This is a genomic window from Arthrobacter woluwensis (assembly GCF_900105345.1).
Taxonomy (GTDB): domain Bacteria; phylum Actinomycetota; class Actinomycetes; order Actinomycetales; family Micrococcaceae; genus Arthrobacter_E; species Arthrobacter_E woluwensis.
In genome coordinates, this window is the sequence record NZ_FNSN01000003.1 from 2328896 (window position 1) to 2346509 (window position 17614).

Annotated in this window: 15 protein-coding genes; 3 read left to right on the plus strand and 12 right to left on the minus strand. The window is 68.0% G+C overall.

All coding sequences use genetic code 11. From position 1 onward, the window contains the following. Positions 1-27: 27 nt before the first annotated feature. Genes zwf through pgl form a run of 3 tightly spaced genes read left to right on the plus strand, consistent with a single transcriptional unit; the run spans position 28 to position 3327 of the window. Positions 28-1584 carry a glucose-6-phosphate dehydrogenase gene (gene zwf / locus BLV63_RS11325; RefSeq protein ID WP_066212804.1) on the plus strand — a complete coding sequence of 519 codons (1557 nt, stop codon included), beginning with the start codon at positions 28-30 and terminating at the stop codon, positions 1582-1584. Beyond that, positions 1581-2507 carry a glucose-6-phosphate dehydrogenase assembly protein OpcA gene (locus BLV63_RS11330; protein ID WP_066212807.1) on the plus strand — a complete coding sequence of 309 codons (927 nt, stop codon included), beginning with the start codon at positions 1581-1583 and terminating at the stop codon, positions 2505-2507. The genes zwf and BLV63_RS11330 overlap by 4 nt, the downstream gene beginning before the upstream one ends. A 1-nt stretch (position 2508) precedes the next feature. Further along, positions 2509-3327, plus strand: coding sequence for a 6-phosphogluconolactonase (gene pgl, locus BLV63_RS11335; protein ID WP_066212809.1), 819 nt, complete (start codon positions 2509-2511; stop codon positions 3325-3327). A gap of 149 nt (positions 3328-3476) precedes the next feature. On the opposite strand, the gene secG is transcribed toward pgl, so the two are convergent. The 12 genes from secG to uvrA form a co-directional block, all read right to left on the minus strand. After that, a complete protein-coding gene (gene secG, locus BLV63_RS11340; RefSeq protein ID WP_066212811.1) occupies positions 3477-3731 on the minus strand; it encodes a preprotein translocase subunit SecG in 255 nt (84 codons plus the stop codon). A gap of 40 nt (positions 3732-3771) precedes the next feature. Continuing rightward, complete coding sequence (gene tpiA, locus BLV63_RS11345; protein WP_066212814.1) at positions 3772-4572, minus strand: triose-phosphate isomerase; 801 nt, start codon at positions 4570-4572, stop codon at positions 3772-3774. Positions 4573-4653: 81 nt separating this feature from the next. Further along, positions 4654-5880 carry a phosphoglycerate kinase gene (locus BLV63_RS11350; RefSeq protein ID WP_066212816.1) on the minus strand — a complete coding sequence of 409 codons (1227 nt, stop codon included), beginning with the start codon at positions 5878-5880 and terminating at the stop codon, positions 4654-4656. Between the two features lie 10 nt (positions 5881-5890). Then, entirely contained in the window at positions 5891-6901 is a 1011-nt protein-coding gene (gap, locus tag BLV63_RS11355; RefSeq protein ID WP_066212822.1) for a type I glyceraldehyde-3-phosphate dehydrogenase, read from the minus strand. Between the two features lie 275 nt (positions 6902-7176). After that, complete coding sequence (locus tag BLV63_RS11360; protein WP_066212825.1) at positions 7177-7803, minus strand: superoxide dismutase; 627 nt, start codon at positions 7801-7803, stop codon at positions 7177-7179. A 160-nt stretch (positions 7804-7963) separates the two neighbouring features. After that, positions 7964-8944, minus strand: a complete 981-nt coding sequence (whiA, locus tag BLV63_RS11365) for a DNA-binding protein WhiA (protein WP_066212828.1) — start codon at positions 8942-8944, stop codon at positions 7964-7966. Between the two features lie 8 nt (positions 8945-8952). Beyond that, positions 8953-9969 carry a gluconeogenesis factor YvcK family protein gene (locus BLV63_RS11370; RefSeq protein WP_066212831.1) on the minus strand — a complete coding sequence of 339 codons (1017 nt, stop codon included), beginning with the start codon at positions 9967-9969 and terminating at the stop codon, positions 8953-8955. After that, complete coding sequence (gene rapZ / locus BLV63_RS11375) at positions 9969-10898, minus strand: RNase adapter RapZ (protein ID WP_082724078.1); 930 nt, start codon at positions 10896-10898, stop codon at positions 9969-9971. The genes BLV63_RS11370 and rapZ overlap by 1 nt, the downstream gene beginning before the upstream one ends. An 86-nt stretch (positions 10899-10984) precedes the next feature. Further along, positions 10985-13060: an excinuclease ABC subunit UvrC gene (gene uvrC / locus BLV63_RS11380; protein ID WP_066212834.1), complete on the minus strand. Its 2076-nt coding sequence runs from the start codon at positions 13058-13060 to the stop codon at positions 10985-10987. 20 nt (positions 13061-13080) lie between these two features. Beyond that, positions 13081-13749, minus strand: a complete 669-nt coding sequence (locus tag BLV63_RS11385; protein WP_066212836.1) for a lysophospholipid acyltransferase family protein — start codon at positions 13747-13749, stop codon at positions 13081-13083. Continuing rightward, the gene (locus BLV63_RS11390) at positions 13736-14530 is read right to left on the minus strand and encodes an HAD hydrolase-like protein (protein ID WP_254780544.1); all 795 of its coding nucleotides are present in this window, start codon (positions 14528-14530) and stop codon (positions 13736-13738) included. The genes BLV63_RS11385 and BLV63_RS11390 overlap by 14 nt, the downstream gene beginning before the upstream one ends. Positions 14531-14617: 87 nt before the next feature. Then, positions 14618-17506, minus strand: coding sequence for an excinuclease ABC subunit UvrA (gene uvrA / locus BLV63_RS11395; RefSeq protein ID WP_066213135.1), 2889 nt, complete (start codon positions 17504-17506; stop codon positions 14618-14620). Between the last annotated feature and the right edge of the window lie 108 nt (positions 17507-17614).

Here is a 17614-nt window from a genome sequence, read left to right on the forward strand (position 1 = left end):
CCATATCGCTAAGGCTCCTCAAGCACTATGCCAACACGTGAACCTGGCGCCCAGAACGGCGGTCTCCGGAACCCCTTGCGGGATCCGCGGGACCGCCGTCTGAGCCGGATTGCCGGTCCGTCCTCCCTTGTCCTCTTCGGTGTCACGGGCGACCTCGCCCGTAAGAAGCTCATGCCGGCCGTGTACGACCTGGCCAACCGTGGGCTCCTCCCTCCCAGCTTCGCCTTGGTGGGTTTCGCCCGCCGTCAGTGGGAGAACGAGGATTTCGCCGCCGAGGTCCTCGAATCCGTCAAGCAGCACTGCCGGACGCCCTTCGATCAGCGGGTCTGGGACCAGCTGTCCCTGGGCATCCGCTTCGTGCAGGGCGAATTCGACGACGACGAGGCCTTCGAACGTCTCAAGGCCACCATCGAAGAGCTCGACCGGGAACGGGGCACGCGCGGCAATCACGCGTTCTACCTCTCCATCCCGCCGAAGGCCTTCGAGCTCGTCTGCACCCAGTTGTCCAAGCACGGCCTCGCCCAGGCCGAGCCGGGCACGTGGCGCCGCGTCGTCATCGAGAAGCCGTTCGGCCATGACCTCGAGTCGGCCCGCGCGCTGAACGACATCGTGGAATCCGTGTTCCCCCCGGACTCGGTGTTCCGCATCGACCACTACCTCGGCAAGGAGACGGTCCAGAACATCCTGGCGCTCCGCTTCGCCAATCAGCTCTTCGAGCCGATCTGGAACGCCAACTACGTGGACCACGTGCAGATCACCATGGCCGAGGACATCGGCACCGGCGGCCGCGCGGGCTACTACGACGGCGTGGGCGCGGCCCGCGACGTCATCCAGAACCACCTCCTGCAGCTCCTCGCGCTGACGGCCATGGAGGAGCCCATCTCCTTCAACGCCGAAGATCTCCGCGCGGAGAAGGAGAAGGTCCTGGCGGCCGTCAAGCTGCCGGATGACCTCTCGACGCACTCCGCCCGGGGCCAGTTCTCCGGCGGTCTTCAGGGCGGCGAGGAAGTCCTCGGCTACCTGGAAGAGGAAGGCATCCCGGCGGACTCCACCACGGAGACCTTCGCCGCGATCCGGGTGGACATCAACACCCGGCGCTGGGCCGGCGCGCCGTTCTACCTGCGCACGGGCAAGCGTCTGGGCCGCCGCGTGACCGAGATCGCCGTCGTCTTCAAGAAGGCCCCGAACCTGCTGTTCCGCGAGAACGGCGACGAGGACTTCGGACAGAACGCCGTGGTGATCCGGGTCCAGCCCGATGAGGGCGCCACCATCCGCTTCGGTTCGAAGGTGCCGGGCACACAGATGGAGGTCCGCGACGTCTCGATGGACTTCGGCTACGGCCACTCCTTCACCGAGTCCAGCCCCGAGGCGTACGAGCGCCTCATCCTGGACGTCCTGCTGGGTGAGCCGCCGCTCTTCCCCCGCCACCAGGAGGTGGAACTGTCCTGGAAGATCCTCGATCCGTTCGAGGAGTACTGGGCCAGCCTGGAGGAACAACCCGAACCGTATGCCCCGGGCAGCTGGGGTCCGTCCTCCGCGGACGAGCTCCTGGCCCGTGACGGACGCACCTGGAGAAGGCCATGATCGTCGAACTTCCCAACACCACCACCTCCAAGATCTCCAAGGAGATCACCAAGCTGCGGGAACAGGGCGGCGTCATCGCCCTCGGCCGTGTGCTCACCCTCGTGGTCCTCACCCGTAACGGGCTCGAGGACGAAGCCATCCAGGCCGCCAACGAGGCCAGCCGCGAACACCCGTGCCGCATCATCGTGCTCGCGGACGCGGGCGCCGAGGAACCGGACCGCCTGGACGCGGAGATCCGTGTCGGCGGCGACGCCGGCGCCTCCGAGGTGATCGTGCTGCGCGGCTATGGACGCCTCTCTGAGGAGAGCGAATCCCTCGTGTCCGCCCTTCTCCTGCCGGACGCTCCGATCGTCGCCTGGTGGCCACACGGAGCCCCGGAGGACGCCTCCGGAACGTCCATCGGCCGCATCGCCCACCGCCGCATCACCGATTCCGCGAACGAGGCGGATCCGGTGGCGGCGCTGGACAACATCCGGCGCACGTACCAGGCGGGTGACACGGACCTCGCCTGGACGCGTCTGACGAACTGGCGCATCCAGCTCGCGGCGGCGTTCGATCAGGTGGACGACTCCCCCGTCACCGAGGTCGAGGTGGAGGGCGCCAGCGACTCCGCGAGCACCCTGCTGCTCGCCTCGTGGCTCGCCCTGGCCTTCGACGTCCCCGTGAAGATCGTCGAGGACCCCGCCGGCACCGGCATCCGTCGTGTGCTGATCCGTCGCCCGTCCGGCGACGTCCAGCTGCACCGCCCGGGCACCACCGTGGCGGAGCTGAGCCAGCCCGATCAGCCCCTGCAGCGGATCTCCCTCCCGCGTCGTGGCCTTCAGGACTGCCTCGCCGAAGAACTGCGCCGGCTGGACCCGGACGAGGTCTTCGGGGAAGTATTGACCGAAGGATTGCCTCGAATCGCGCAAAGGAGTGCCTGAGATGACCCACGAACCACGGGTGAGCGTCCATCCCGACTCACAGGTCCTGATGGCGGCCATCGCCGCCCGGCTGGTCACCAAGCTGGTCGATGCCCAGGACCGCTTCGGGGAGGCCACGGTGGTCCTCACGGGCGGCACCGTGGGCATCGGCACGCTGCGTGCCGTCGCCGAGTCGGCGGCCGCTCCGGCGGTCAACTGGCGCCGGGTCAACTTCTGGTGGGGTGACGAGCGCTTCGTCGGCGCCGAGGATGCGGACCGCAACGCCGTCCAGGCACAGAAGGCTCTTCTGGACAGCCTGGACCTGGATCCCGAGCGCGTGCACGTGCCGGGCTCCTCGGATGAGTTCGACTCGGTCGACGACGCCGCGGCGGACTATGCGCGCCGTCTGGCCGAGGCGGCCGCGGCCGAGCACGCCGCGGACTATTCGGATCAGCGCCCCGACGTCGCTCCGGCGCTCCCCCGCTTCGACGTCCTCCTCCTCGGCGTCGGCCCCGACGCGCACGTCGCGTCGCTCTTCCCGGAGATGGCCGGCATCCGCGAGAAGGAGGCCCTCGTGGTAGGTGTCCAGGACTCCCCCAAGCCGCCGCCGCAGCGGATCTCCCTGACCCTGCCCGCCATCAACACGGCGGACGAGGTCTGGATGGTCGTGGCCGGCGATGACAAGGCCGGAGCCGTCGGGCTCGCCCTGGCCGGCGCCGGCACCGTGCAGGTCCCTGCGGCCGGTCCCCGAGGCCGGAACCGCACCCTGTGGCTGATCGACGAGGCCGCTGCCGCCAAGGTTCCCGAGAACCTGGTGCACAAGGAGCCTCGCGGGCTCTGACGCACGGCGCACACGACGAAGGGGTGGCGAGCTGCGGCTCGCCACCCCTTCGTGGTTCCCAGGCCCGGCAAGCAGGCCGTTTCCCTGAGCTACTTAACGACGAAGGCCCCCGGCGTCACGCCGGGGGCCTTCCGAGTCGCTGCGGCCGGTCAGCTGGCAGCGCCGTTGAACTTCATGATCAGGCCGAGGCCGATGATCACCACGGCCCAGGTCACGCCCAGGATCACCGTGAAACGGTTCAGGTTCCGCTCGGCGACACCGGAGGAGTTCAGGCCGGAAGTCATGCCGCCGCCGAACATGTCGGACAGACCGCCACCGCGGCCCTTATGCAGGAGGATCAGGAGAGTGAGGAGGAAGCTCGTCACTCCCAGGAGGATCTGCAGGATGACTTGGAGAACGCCCACAACGGCCTTTCTGCGTCGATGAGGTGAGGAACGCTGCCGGCTAGGCGCCGGCGTGCTCCTCGAACCTGACAATGTTAGCAAACTCAGCTGCATCCAGGCTGGCACCGCCGACCAACACGCCGTCGACGTCGGCCTGGCCGAGGATCGCGGCCGCGTTGGCGGCCTTCACCGAACCGCCGTACAGCAGGCGGGTCTTCGCGGCCACCTCGGCGCCGAAGAGCTCGGTGAGCTCGGCGCGGATCGCCTGGCACATCTCCTGAGCATCCTCGGGGCCGGCGACCTCACCGGTTCCGATGGCCCAGACGGGCTCGTACGCGACCACGAGTTCGGCGGCCTGCTCGGCGCTGAGACCCGCGACGTCGGCGCGGAGCTGCGTCAGCGTGTGCTCGACGTGCGTGCCGGCCTGGCGGATCTCGAGCCCTTCACCCACGCAGAGCACGGGGATGAGCGAGTGGCGGTAGGCGGCCTGCACCTTGGCGTTGAGGACCTCGTCGCTCTCACCGTGGATCGTGCGGCGCTCACTGTGGCCCACCAGGACGTAACGGCAGCCCAGCTTGTTCAGGAAGTCACCGGAGATGTCACCGGTGTAGGCGCCCGAGTCGTACTGCGAGAGGTCCTGACCGCCGTACTCGATGTCCAGGTCGTCACCCTGCACGAGGGTCTGCACGCCGCGCAGATCGGTGAACGGCGGGAACACCGCCACCTCGACCCGCTGGTAGTCGTGCTTCTTGTCCTCCAGGGTCCAGGCCAGCTTCTGCAGGAGCGCGATGCCCTGTAGGTGGTCCATGTTCATCTTCCAGTTGCCGGCGATGAGCGGCGTGCGCTCGGGGGTGGTGGTCACAATGGCCTCCGTGACTGTCGAGGGGATGATGTGGGTGGGACAGGAAAGGCCGCGGCTCGGCGCCGCGGCCTTTCCCGTTCCTCAGCGGTCCAGAACGCTCAGACCAGGAAGTTCCTTGCCTTCAAGGTATTCCAGGCTCGCGCCACCGCCGGTGGAGATGTGGCCGAACTGGTCATCGGAGAAACCGAGGGTGCGCACGGCCGCGGCGGAATCGCCACCGCCGACCACCGTGAAGCCGTCGGTCTCGGTGAGCGCCTGAGCGATCGCCCGGGTGCCCTGGGAGAACGCCTCGAACTCGAAGACCCCCATGGGACCGTTCCAGAAGACCGTCTTGGCGCCACGGATGTGCTCGGCGAAAGCCGCCGCGGTGTCCGGTCCGATGTCCAGGCCGATGCCGGAGGCGCCGAAGGCGCTCTCCTCGATGGCACTCGCGGGAACGACCTCGTGCTCGGCGTCGGCGGCGAAGCGGCTCGCCACCACGACGTCGGTCGGCACCACGAAGCGGCTGCCGGCGGCCTCGGCGCGGGCCAGGTAGTCCTGGACCACCGGGATCTGGTCCTCCTCCAGGAGGCTGGATCCGACCTTGTACCCGGCTGCGGCCAGGAAGGTGAAGAGCATGCCGCCACCCACCAGGAGCGTGTCCGCCTTGCCGATGAGGTTGTCGATGACCGCCAGCTTGTCCGAGACCTTGGAGCCGCCCAGGACCACCACGTACGGGCGCTCCGGGGAGACGGTCAGCTTCTGCAGCACCTCCACCTCGGTCCTGACCAGATCACCCTGGTAGGACGGGAGGATCGTTGCGATGTCATAAACGCTGGCGTGCTTGCGGTGCACGGCGCCGAACGCGTCGTCCACGTACGCGCCGTTCTCTCCGGTCAGCGCGGCGAGCTCGGCGGCGAAGGCCTGGCGCTCGGCGTCGTCCTTGCTGGTCTCGCGCGGATCGAAACGCACGTTCTCCAGCACCAGGACCTCGCCGTCCGCGAGCTTCGCGGAGAGGTCCTGCGCCGAAGCGCCCACGGTGTCCGCGGCGAGGCTGACCGGGAAGCCGGCCAGCTCGGCCAGGCGGTCCACTGCCGGCTTGAGGGAGTACTTCTCCTCGGGAGCGCCCTTGGGGCGGCCGAGGTGAGCGGAGACGAGGACGCGGGCGCCGCCGTCGACCAGCTTCTGAAGGACCGGGAGTGAGGCGCGGATGCGGCCGTCGTCTGTCACTGAAGAGCCGTCGAGCGGCACGTTCAGGTCACTTCGGACCAGAACGTGCCGCCCGCGGACACCTTCAGCGAGGAGCTCGTTGAGGGTGTGAGACGTCATGATTTAGAGCTTAGCCCAGCTTGGACGCGACCAGCTCGGTGAGGTCCACCAGACGGTTGGAGTAGCCCCACTCGTTGTCGTACCAGGAGACGACCTTGACCTGGTTGCCGATCACCTTGGTGAGTCCGGCGTCGAAGATCGAGGAGGCCGGGTCGGTGACGATGTCCGAGGAGACGATGGGGTCCTCGGTGTAGGTCAGGTAGCCCTTGAGCGAGCCGGACTCGGAAGCAGCCTTGACGGCGGCGTTGACCTCTTCGACGGTGACCTCGCGGGACAGCGTGGCGGTCAGGTCGGTGGCGGAGCCGGTCGGGACCGGGACGCGCACGGCGAAGCCGTCCAGCTTGCCCTTCAGCTCGGGCAGGACCAGGCCGATGGCCTTGGCGGCGCCGGTGGAGGTCGGAACCATGTTGATGGCGGCGGCACGGGCACGGCGCGGATCCTTGTGGGGGCCGTCCTGCAGGTTCTGGTCCGCGGTGTAGGCGTGGATCGTGGTCATGAGGCCACGCTCGATGCCGAAGGCGTCGTTGATGGCCTTGGCCAGCGGGCCCAGGCAGTTGGTGGTGCAGGAGGCGTTGGAGATGATGTTGTGCTCTTCATTGTTGTAGAGCTCGTCATTCACGCCCATGACGATCGTGATGTCCTCGTCCGAAGCCGGAGCGGAGATCAGGACCTTCTTGGCGCCCGCCTCGATGTGCTTCTTGGCGTCGGCGGCCTTGGTGAAGAAACCGGTGGACTCGATGACGATGTCGACACCCAGCTCGCCCCAGGGCAGGTTGGCGGGATCGCGCTCGGCGAGCACCTTGATGTGCTTGCCGTCGACGACGAGGTCCCCATCCTGAACCTCGACGGAGACGCCCAGACGGCCAGTGACCGAATCGTACTTGAGCAGGTGAGCCAGGGTTTCCGGGCTGGTCAGGTCGTTGACGGCGACGATTTCCAGGTCCGCACCCTGCGCGAGGGCTGCACGGAAGTAGTTACGGCCGATACGGCCGAAGCCGTTGATGCCAATACGGGTGGTCACTGTGCAATCTCCTTCATGCGCCACGACGACGCACGTATCGAGTCGGACCAGGTCCGACATACAGACCCCGCACGCCATTGGGCAGAGAGAATTACCGTTGTGAAAGGACTCGCAGCCACGTTGCTGAAGGCACGAGGCCTTCCGTGATCTATCTTACGTTTAATGCGGGTGTCCGGGGCAAGTGACCGCGCGGGGCGGGCGGCAAAAGTGAGCTATATTACGGCACGGAAAAGCCCCGCCCGGCAGGCCGGACGGGGCGTGAATTCCCGGGGTGATCAGGACAGGGTGATCAGCTTGGAAGCGCCGTTGCGGGCCGCCTCGAAGCGCTCGGCCACATCGGCCCAGTTCACGATGTTCCAGAACGCCTTGACGTAGTCGGCCTTGACGTTCACGTAGTCCAGGTAGAAGGCGTGCTCCCACATGTCGAGCATGAGCAGCGGGGTCGTGCCGACGGCGACGTTGCCCTGCTGATCGTAGAGCTGCTCGATGAGCAGGTTGCCACCGATGGGCTCGTAGGCGAGGAAGGCCCAGCCGGAACCCTGCAGCGCGAGAGCCGCGGCGGTGAACTGCGCACGGAAGGCGTCGAAGGAGCCGAAGGCGTCATCGATCGCGGCGGCCAGCTCACCTTCGGGCTTGTCGCCTCCGTCCGGGGAGAGGTTCTTCCAGAACACGGAGTGGTTGGTGTGTCCACCGGTGTGGAACGCCAGATCCTTGGAGAGACGGTTGATGTTGGCGAAGTCGTTCTTTTCACGGGCTTCGGCGAGACCGGCCAGTGCGGCGTTGGCGCCGGCGACGTAGGCAGCGTGGTGCTTGTCGTGGTGCAGCTCCATGATGCGAGCCGAGATGTACGGCTCGAGCGCCGCGTAGTCGTAGCCCAGTTCCGGGAGTACGTACTCAGACACTGATTCCTCCAAACGTTAGGACACGGGTCCTTGTGTTGACTTGTTGTCAATCCGGGAATCGCTCCCCGGAAATCTGTGAGGCATGGCCCCTGACTGGCACAACACCGCGCCCAGCCCGGGCATTCCACGCACTACTTCATGTGACGACCAGGCCTTTTGTCTATTCGTCCAGCATCTCGGCTGTCACATTCGCCTCCGTACTCGGGATGCCGAGCTCGGCGGCACGCTTGTCCGCCATGGCCAGCAGGCGCCTGATGCGCCCCGCGATCGCGTCCTTCGTCATGGGCGGGTCGGCCAGCCGGCCGAGCTCGTCGAGGCTCGCGTTCTTGTGGGCCACCCTCAGTTCACCAGCGTACTTGAGGTGGTCCGGCACGTCTTCCCCCAGGATGTGGAGGGCACGCTCCACGCGCGCGCCGGCGGCGACGGCGGCCTGCGCCGAACGGCGGAGGTTGGCGTCGTCGAAGTTCGCGAGGCGGTTCGCGGTGGCGCGCACCTCCTTGCGCATGCGGCGCTCCTCCCAGACCATCAGGGCGTCGTGCGCGCCCATGCGGGTGAGCAGCGCGGCGATGGTGTCGCCGTCGCGGATCACGACGCGGTCCACGCCGCGCACCTCACGCGCCTTCGCGGCCAGGCCCAGCCGGCGGGCGGAGCCCACCAGCGCCAGCGCGGCCTCCGGTCCGGGACAGGTGATCTCCAGAGCGGAGGACCGGCCCGGCTCGGTCAGGGAACCGTGGGCCAGGAACGCGCCGCGCCAGACGGCTTCTGCGTCCGCCGCGGAGCCGTTCACGACGACGGGCGGCAGCCCCCGCACGGGCCGTCCGCGGGAGTCCAGCAGCCCGGTCTGGCGGGCCAGCGATTCACCGTCCACGACCACGCGCACGACGTACCGTGAGCCCCGCCGCAGGCCACCCCCGGACACCACGATGATCTCACTCTGATGGCCGTACACCTCGAAGATGGCGGCCCGGAGCCGGCGCGCGGTGGCGGCGAGGTCCACTTCGGCCTCGATCACGATCCTGCCGGAGATGATGTGCAGTCCCCCGGCGAAGCGCAGCAGAGCGGAGACCTCGGCCTTGCGTTCCGAGACCTTCTTCACGTCCAGCCGGGACAGTTCTTCCTTGACGGATGCGGTCAGCGCCACACGTGCTCCTATTTCCTGTTGAAAACTTCGTGATAGGCGGTGGCCAGCCGCAGCGGGTCGTGCACCGCGGCGGAGCGCGGGCTCCGCACGGTGGCCAGATGGACTTCGGCTCCCAGACGGCCGGCCTCGGCGATGAACTCCTCGCGGTCGCCCACGGAATCCGGATCCGCGATCACCACGTCGAAACCGACTTCGGGGGCGTACTCGCGCAGCACGCGCAGGTGATCGGCGGCGCTCATGCCCACCGTCTCCTTGGTCTCCGTGGTCAGGTTCATGGCCAGGGCCCGCCGCGCCGGCGTGCTCGCCAGCGCCGAACGCATCTCCGGCAGCAGCAGATGCGGCAGCACCGAGGTGTACCAGGACCCTGGTCCGAGGACCACCCAGTCCGCGAGCTCGATCGCGCTCAGGGCCTCCGCACAGGCCGGAGCGTCCTGCGGGATGAGCCGGACGTTCTCCAGCTCCCCCGCGACGGCGCACTGGGCCTGACCGCGGATCGTGCGCGAACCGGTCTCGCCATCCGTACCGGGGATCTTCGCCTCCCCCTCGATGGTCAGCGGGACGGTGGACATCGGCAGGACCTGACCGCGGGCGCCCAGAAGGGCTCCGGCCCACTTGAGACCGTCCACGGGATTGCCCAGCAGCTCCCACAGCGTGATGATGAGGAGGTTGCCCATGGCGTGCTCGTCGAGGGCGCCACTGCCCCCGGGACGCCCCCGGAACCGGTGCTGCATGACGTCACGCCAGGTGCGTCCCCAGTCGGTGTCGTCGCAGAGCGCCGCCAGCGCCATGCGGAGGTCGCCGGGAGGGAGGACGCCGAAGTCCTGGCGCAGACGGCCGGACGAGCCGCCGTCGTCGGCCACGGTCACGACCGCCGTGAGCGAGGTGGTGAGCAGGCGCAGCGCGCTCAGGGTGGCGGACAGCCCATGGCCGCCACCCAGGGCCACCACGGCGGGGCCGGCGCCATCCTGAGCTGCGGCGCGGCCACCCGGTGGGACCAGCGGGAGCTGGCCGGTGAAGATCGTCACTATTCGCGCCCCAGGTCTCGGTGGCTCGTGTTGACCGTGACGTTGGGCAGCTGGGCGAGGCGCTTCGACAGTTCCTCGGACATCGCCACGGACCGGTGTTTGCCGCCCGTGCAGCCGACGGCGATGGTGGCGTAGTGCTTGTTCTCGCGGCGGTAGCCCGCCAGGACGGGTTCCAGGGCCTTGACGTAGCTCTCCAGGAACTCCTCCGCGCCGGACGCGGCCAGGACGTAGTCCCGGACATCCTCGTCCTGGCCCGTGTGCGGACGGAGCTCGGGGATCCAGTGGGGGTTGGGCAGGAACCGGACGTCGGCGACGTAGTTCGCGTCCACGGGCAGGCCGTACTTGAACCCGAAGCTCATGACGTTGAGACGGAGCACCACGGGCCCCGAGTCGGTGAAGAGATCGGTGACCGCGCTGGCCAGACCGTGCACGTTCAGCGAGGAGGTGTCCAGCACGATGTCGGCCTTGTGGCGCAGATCCTTGAGCAGTTCGCGCTCAGCGGCGATCCCGTCCAGGATCCGGCCGCCGTTCTGCAGCGGATGCGGTCGGCGTCCCTGCTCGAAGCGGCGCACGAGCACCTCGTCGGAGGCGTCCAGGAACAGGACCTGGTACTTGATGCCGCTCGCGGACAGCGTGTTGAGGGACTCGAGGATGTTCGCGGAGAGCCCCTTGCTGCGGAGGTCGACGACGGCCGCGAGCTTCGGGATCGCCGGCCCGGCGTGGGAGACGATCTCGGTGAGCATGTTGAGCATCTTCGGCGGGATGTTGTCCACGACGTACCAGCCGTGGTCCTCCAGCGCATCCGCAGCCGTGCTGCGCCCCGCGCCGGACATGCCGGTGATGATCAGCAGCTCGGCGTTGTGCTCCTGGGCGCCGTGCTCCTGGGCCGCGCCCTCTGCGGCGGGACTGGTCACTTCTGCGTCCGACATGGGGGTTCCTGCTCCTTGGATCAGTGCGTCCGGCACCGCCGGCCCGGCGACGCGGCTGCCTCAAGCCTAGCGAACTTTCCCGACGCTCAGGGCTCGAGGATCTCACCGGTGGTGTAGTTCACGGCCGGGACCTCATCGGCGCTCTCGCGGGTGAGGTGGGCGTGGATGGCGGTGGCCAGGACCGTGCCGATGCCCTTGACCTCGCACAGTTCCTCGACCGTGGCGGCCCGCATCTTCTTGACCGACCCGAAGTGGGACAGCAGCGCCTTCCGCTTGCTCTCTCCGAGGCCCGGGACGCCGTCCAGCGCGGACGCGGTCATGGCCTTGCCGCGCCGCTGGCGATGGAAGGTGATCGCGAAGCGGTGCGCCTCGTCACGGATGCGCTGCAGCAGGTAGAGACCCTGCGAGGCACGCGGCAGGATCACGGGGAAGTCGCTGTCGGGCAGCCAGACCTCCTCGAGCCGCTTGGCCAGACCGACGACCCGCACCTCGGTGATGCCGAGCGCATCGAGCGCGCGCTGGGCCGCCGCCACCTGGGGCTTGCCGCCGTCGACGACGACGAGGTTCGGCGGGTAGGCGAACTTGCCGGGCTGCACGGGGACGCCGAGAGCGGCCACCTCGGGCGCTGGGCTTTCAGGCGCTGGGCTTACGGACACTGGGCTTTCGGGCACTGGGCTTTCGGACGCAGCGCTGTCAGGCGCAGCGCTGTCAGTCCCGCCGCCGTCGTCGTCGGCCCGGCCCAGCGTCTCGGGGACGTGGACACGGTCACGCAGATAGGCCTTGAAACGTCGCGTCAAGACGTCGTCCATGGCGGCGGTGTCATCGTGCGCGGCGGCGCCCGTGATGGTGAACTTCCGGTACTCGCTCTTGCGCGGCAGGCCGTCCTCGACCACCACCATGGAGCCCACGACGTTCGTGCCCTGGACGTGGGAGATGTCGAAGCACTCGATGCGCAGCGGCGGCTCGTCGAGTTCGAGCGCCTCCTGGAGTTCCTGGATGGCGAGAGAACGGGTCGTGATGTCCCCGGCCCGGCGGGTCTTGTGGAGTTTGAGCGCTTGTTCGGCGTTCGTCCGCACGGTCTCCATGAGCTGGGCCTTGTCACCCCGCTGCGGAACGCGGATCTCCACGCGGCTGCCCCGGAGGCCGCTCAGCCATTCACCGAGCTGCGCCGGATCCGGCGGCAGCACAGGGACCAGGACTTCGCGCGGGATGCGGTCCGTGTTGCCCGCCTCTTCGCCATAGGCCTGCTGAAGGAGGTGCTCGATCAGGTCCGCGGGCGTGGTGTCCTCGACCTTCTCGACCACCCAGCCCTGCTGGGACCGGATCCGGCCGCCCCGGACGCGGAACACCTGGACGGACGCCTCGAGTTCGTCCTCGTGGATGGCGAAGAGGTCGGCGTCGGTCGAGTCGGCCAGCACCACGGCGTTGCGTTCGAACACCTTGCGCATGGCGGCGATGTCATCACGGATCCGTGCGGCCTGCTCGTAGTTGAGCTCCGCGACGGCGTCCTTCATCTCCCGCTCCAGGCGGCGGAGGAAGCGACCGGCCTCTCCGCTCATGAAGGAGCAGAAGTCCTCCGCGAGGGCCCGGTGGTCCTCCTCGCTGATGCGCCCGACGCACGGGGCCGAACACTTGTCGATGTACCCGAGCAGGCAGGGCCGGCCACTGGCCTCAGCGCGCCGGAACACCCCGGCGCTGCAGCTCCGGACCGGGAACACCCGCAGCAGGGTGTCCATGGTCTCGCGGATGGCGCCGGCCGTGTACGGGCCGAAGTACTTGGCGCCCTTCCGGCGTTCGCCGCGCATCACCTGCACGCGGGGGAACTTCTCCCCCATCGTGACGGCCAGGTAGGGGTAGCTCTTGTCGTCGCGGAACACGACGTTGTACCGCGGCTTGAACTCCTTGATCCAGGTGTATTCCAGCTGGAGGGATTCGAGCTCACTGCCCACCACGGTCCACTCGACGCTCGACGCGGCGTGGACCATCGCATAGGTCTTCGGGGTGAGGCCCGCGGGCTTGGCGAAATAGGAGTTCAGGCGCGAACGGAGGCTCTTCGCCTTGCCCACGTAGATGACCCGCCCGTGCTGGTCACGGAAGCGGTAGACCCCGGGTTCGGTGGGGATCTCGCCCGTCCTGGGCCGGTAGCTGGCCGGATCCGCCATGGCTCCTCCGCTTCTCTAGATCACTCGCTGGTGCGCACCTGGTTGTAGCCGCTGGCCCGTTCCTGACCGCTCAGCGTCGCGATGGCGTCCATGATGCGGTCCGTCGCCTGACGGCGCGCGGGCAGGGAATGGTCCGGCCCCGTCTTCTCGAAGTACAGCGGCTCTCCCACGACCATCGTGAAATGCTGCGGCTTGAGCGTGTTCTTGCCGGCCGGCTGGAGCTTGTCCGTGCCGATCAGTCCGACGGGCACCACGGGCGCGCCCGTGGTCAGGGCTAGCCAGCCGACGCCGGTCCGGCCGCGGTACAGCAGACCGTCGCGGGAGCGTGTGCCCTCGGGGTAAATGCCCACGCCGTTACCGTTTTCCAGGATGTCCAGGAGAGTCTTGAGCGCCTGGACGCTCGCAGCCTGTTCGCCGCGTTCCACCGGAATGGAACCGACGGACTCGAAGAACGCCTTCATGGCCTTGCCCTTCACGCCCGTGCCGGTGAAGTACTCCGCTTTGGCGAAGAACGCCACCGGGCGCGGCATGAGAGCCTGGACGATCACGCTGTCGAAGAACGACAGGTGATTCGGCGCCACGATGAACGGGCCATCGGTCGGGACGTTCTCCAGCCCGGTGACCGTGGGGCGGCACGTGCCCTTGATGAGGGTCCGGGTGGTGAAGCGAACTGCGTCAAATACGGCCATGGTCTTCTTCCTCCGCTGCTCCATCAACCACTGCTCCCCTGACGGCGGCCACCGTGGCCGCCGCTTCCCTTCCGGCGACCTGTGGCTCACCGGAGTGCGCACCGGCGGGGCCGGGCAGTCCACGGAGCAGCTCATCGGTGGAGGAGACCACCGTGACCGCCCCTGCGCGTTCCAGTTCGCCGTCCACGGCGAAGCCCCAGGCGACGCCGATGCACGGCAGCCCGTTCGCCGTCGCGCCCTCGACGTCCTGGTACCGGTCCCCCACCATCACCGCGGAGGCCGGGGCCCCCAGGTCCTCGAGCGCCGCGGCGATGATCTGCTGCTTGCCGAGAGGCACACCGTGGCCGGGGCCCTGTGCGCTCTCATCGTCCGAGGAGCCCTGCACGGCGTCGAAGGACTCCACCAGGCCGTGCAGGCCCAGGAGTTCGAGCGCCAGGGTGCGGGGCTTCTGGGTGGCCACCGCGAGAGCGTATCCCCGCGCACGGAGTTCCGCCAGGGCCTCGCGGATGCCGGGATACACACGGCTGGCCGCCATGCCCGTGGTCCGGTAGTGACGCCGGTACAGGGCGATGACCTCATCGACCCGCTGTTCCGGCACCCCTGCGAACTCCTGCAGAGCATGGCTCAGACGCGGGCCGACCATTGCCTGCAGCGCCTGATCGGATGGAATGGGAAGGCCCGCCTCCTGGAGAGCCGCTGCGATTCCGCCGGTGATCCCGCCCGCGGGATCGATGAGGGTCCCGTCCAGGTCGAAGAGCACGGCAGCTTGAGCGAGAGTCACCGAGGTAGTTTCTCATGCCGGACGCACGGACAGAAAACACCCATGCGCCACGCGGCATGCTTCGGGCCGATGTATGCCGTCACGCGACTACTTGGCCGGGCTTCCCTCGAGGATCTCGGCCAGGAACTCACCCGTGAACGAGCCCTCCGTGGCCGCGACCTGCTCGGGGGTTCCCGTGGCGATGATCCGCCCGCCGCCCGAGCCGCCGTTGGGTCCGAGATCGATGATCCAGTCGGCGCTCTTGATGACGTCCAGGTTGTGCTCGATCGTGATGACCGTGTTGCCCTTGTCCACGAGCCCCTGGAGCACCAGCAGCAGCTTCCGGATGTCCTCGAAGTGCAGGCCCGTGGTGGGTTCGTCCAGCACGTAGATGCTGCGGCCGTTGGACCTCTTCTGGAGCTCCGCCGCGAGCTTGACGCGCTGAGCCTCGCCACCGGACAGGGTCGTGGCCGGCTGGCCCAGCCGCACGTAGCCGAGACCGACGTCCACCAGGGTGTTCAGATGCCGGGCGATCGGGGTGAAGGCCGAGAAGAACTCCGCCCCTTCCTCGATGGGCATGTTGAGCACATCCGCGATGGTCTTGCCCTTGTAGTGGACCTCCAGGGTCTCCCGGTTGTACCGGGCTCCATGGCAGACCTCGCAGGGAACGTAGACGTCCGGGAGGAAGTTCATCTCGATCTTCAGGGTGCCGTCGCCGGAGCACGCCTCGCAGCGGCCGCCCTTGACGTTGAAGGAGAAGCGCCCCGGCAGGTACCCACGGACCTTGGCCTCGTTGGTCTCGGCGAAGAGCTTCCTGATGTTGTCGAACACCCCGGTGTAGGTGGCGGGGTTGGACCGCGGGGTGCGCCCGATCGGGCTCTGGTCCACGTGGACCACCTTGTCCAGGTGCTCGAGGCCTTCCACGGTCTTGTGGCGGCCGGCCACTTGGCGGGCGCCATTGAGCTTGTTGGCCAGCACCTTGTACAGGATCTCGTTGACGAGCGTGGACTTGCCGGAGCCGCTCACACCGGTGACGGCGGTGAGCACACCCAGGGGGAAGCGCGCCGTGACGTTGTTGAGGTTGTTCTCGCGGGCCCCGACCACCACGAGCTCCCGCTTGCGGTCGTACGGACGGCGCTTGGCCGGCACGTCGATCCCCTTGCGGCCGGAGAGGTAGTCACCGGTCAGCGACTCCGTGTTGGCCAGGAGCTCCTTGTAGGTGCCCGAATGGACGACCTTGCCACCGTGTTCACCGGCGCCCGGGCCGATGTCCACGATCCAATCGGCTTCCCGGATGGTGTCCTCATCGTGCTCGACCACGATCAGGGTGTTGCCCAGCCCCCGCAGGCGGGTCAGGGTCTCGATCAGGCGGCGGTTGTCCCGCTGATGCAGACCGATGGACGGTTCGTCCAGCACGTACAGGACGCCGACCAGACCTGAACCGATCTGGGTCGCCAGGCGGATGCGCTGGGCCTCGCCGCCGGACAGGGTCCCGGAAGGGCGTTCCAGGTTGAGGTAATCCAGCCCGACGTCGAGCAGGAAGGTCAGGCGGGCGTGGATCTCCTTGAGCACCTGCGCGGCGATCTGCGCCTCGCGCGGGGACAGCTCCAGGCTGCCCAGGAACTCGACGCAGTCCCGCATGGGCATGGCGCAGACGGCCGCGATCGACTTGCCGTTGATCAGCACCGACAGCGACGCCGGGTTGAGCCGTGCGCCGTTGCAGGCGGGGCACGGGATCTGCCGCATGTACTCCTCGTACCGGTCACGGGCGAAGTCCGACTCGGTCTCACCGTGCTTGCGGTGCACGTACTGGACCACGCCTTCGAAGCCGGTGCTGTACTTGCGTTCGCGGCCGAAGCGGTTGCGGTACTGGACCACCACCTTGTGGTCCTTGCCGTGCAGCACGGTCTCACGGACCGCCTTGCCGAGCTTCTCCCAGGGCGTGTCCATCGAGAAGCCGAGCTCGTCCGCGAGGCCGGACAGCAGGTGGTTCCAGTACTCCTGCGTGGCCGCGCCGAGGGACCACGGGGCGATGGCGCCTTCGTTCAGGCTCAGTTCCGGGTTGGGAACCACGAGCTCTTCGTCGACCTCGAGCTTGGTGCCGATGCCCGTGCATTCGGGGCAGGCGCCGAACGGGTTGTTGAAGGAGAAGGACCGCGGTTCGATCTCGTCGATCGCCAGGGGGTGCTCATTCGGGCACGCCAGATTCTCGGAGAACGCGCGCACCCGGCCCGGGTCCTCGGCGTCGAGGTCCACGAAGTCCGCGAGCACGCGGCCTTCGGCCAGACCCAGGGCGGTCTCGACCGAATCGGTGAGACGCTGCCGGATGCCGTCCTTGACCACCAGACGGTCCACCACCACCTCGATGGTGTGCTTGTACTGCTTGCCCAGCTTGGGCGGGTCCGTCAGCTGGATCTGCTCGCCGTCCACCCGGGCCCGGGCGAAGCCCTTGGCGCCGAGTTCCTTGAACAGGTCCACGAACTCGCCCTTCCGGCCGCGCACCACGGGCGCGAGCACCTGGAAGCGGGTGCCCTCGGGCAGCTCCAGCAGCTGATCGACGATCTGCTGCGGGGTCTGCCGGGTCACCTCTTCGCCACAGATCGGGCAGTGCGGGCGGCCGACACGCGCCCAGAGCAGGCGCATGTAGTCGTAGATCTCGGTGATGGTGCCGACGGTGGACCGGGGGTTCTTGCTGGTCGACTTCTGGTCGATCGAGACCGCCGGAGACAGACCCTCGATGAAATCGACATCGGGCTTGTCCACCTGTCCGAGGAACTGGCGCGCGTACGCGGACAGTGATTCCACGTAGCGGCGCTGGCCCTCGGCGAAGATCGTGTCGAACGCGAGCGAGGACTTCCCGGAGCCGGAGAGGCCCGTGAAGACGATCATGGCGTCCCGGGGCAGATCCAGGTCCACATTGCGCAGATTGTGCTCGCGGGCGCCCTTCACCACCAGGCGCGACGACGGGGCATGACCAGGCGAGCCGGCGCCGTTCAGGCGGGCCGCGCCGTGGTTGTGGTTGAGCTGTTCAGGAGACAGGACTTGTTCACCGCTGACATGAGGCACCTAGTCATGCTAATCGAAAACCTGTTCGAATTTCCATGT

Bases quoted from the DNA above. Each gene is read 5' to 3' on its own strand.
- zwf (WP_066212804.1), top strand. From the start codon at position 28: ATGCCAACACGTGAACCTGGCGCCCAGAACGGCGGTCTCCGGAACCCC.
- BLV63_RS11350 (WP_066212816.1), bottom strand. From the start codon at position 5,880: ATGACGTCTCACACCCTCAACGAGCTCCTCGCTGAAGGTGTCCGCGGG.
- rapZ (WP_082724078.1), bottom strand. From the start codon at position 10,898: ATGTCGGACGCAGAAGTGACCAGTCCCGCCGCAGAGGGCGCGGCCCAG.
- BLV63_RS11330 (WP_066212807.1), top strand. From the start codon at position 1,581: ATGATCGTCGAACTTCCCAACACCACCACCTCCAAGATCTCCAAGGAG.
- pgl (WP_066212809.1), top strand. From the start codon at position 2,509: ATGACCCACGAACCACGGGTGAGCGTCCATCCCGACTCACAGGTCCTG.
- uvrC (WP_066212834.1), bottom strand. From the start codon at position 13,060: ATGGCGGATCCGGCCAGCTACCGGCCCAGGACGGGCGAGATCCCCACC.
- BLV63_RS11385 (WP_066212836.1), bottom strand. From the start codon at position 13,749: ATGGCCGTATTTGACGCAGTTCGCTTCACCACCCGGACCCTCATCAAG.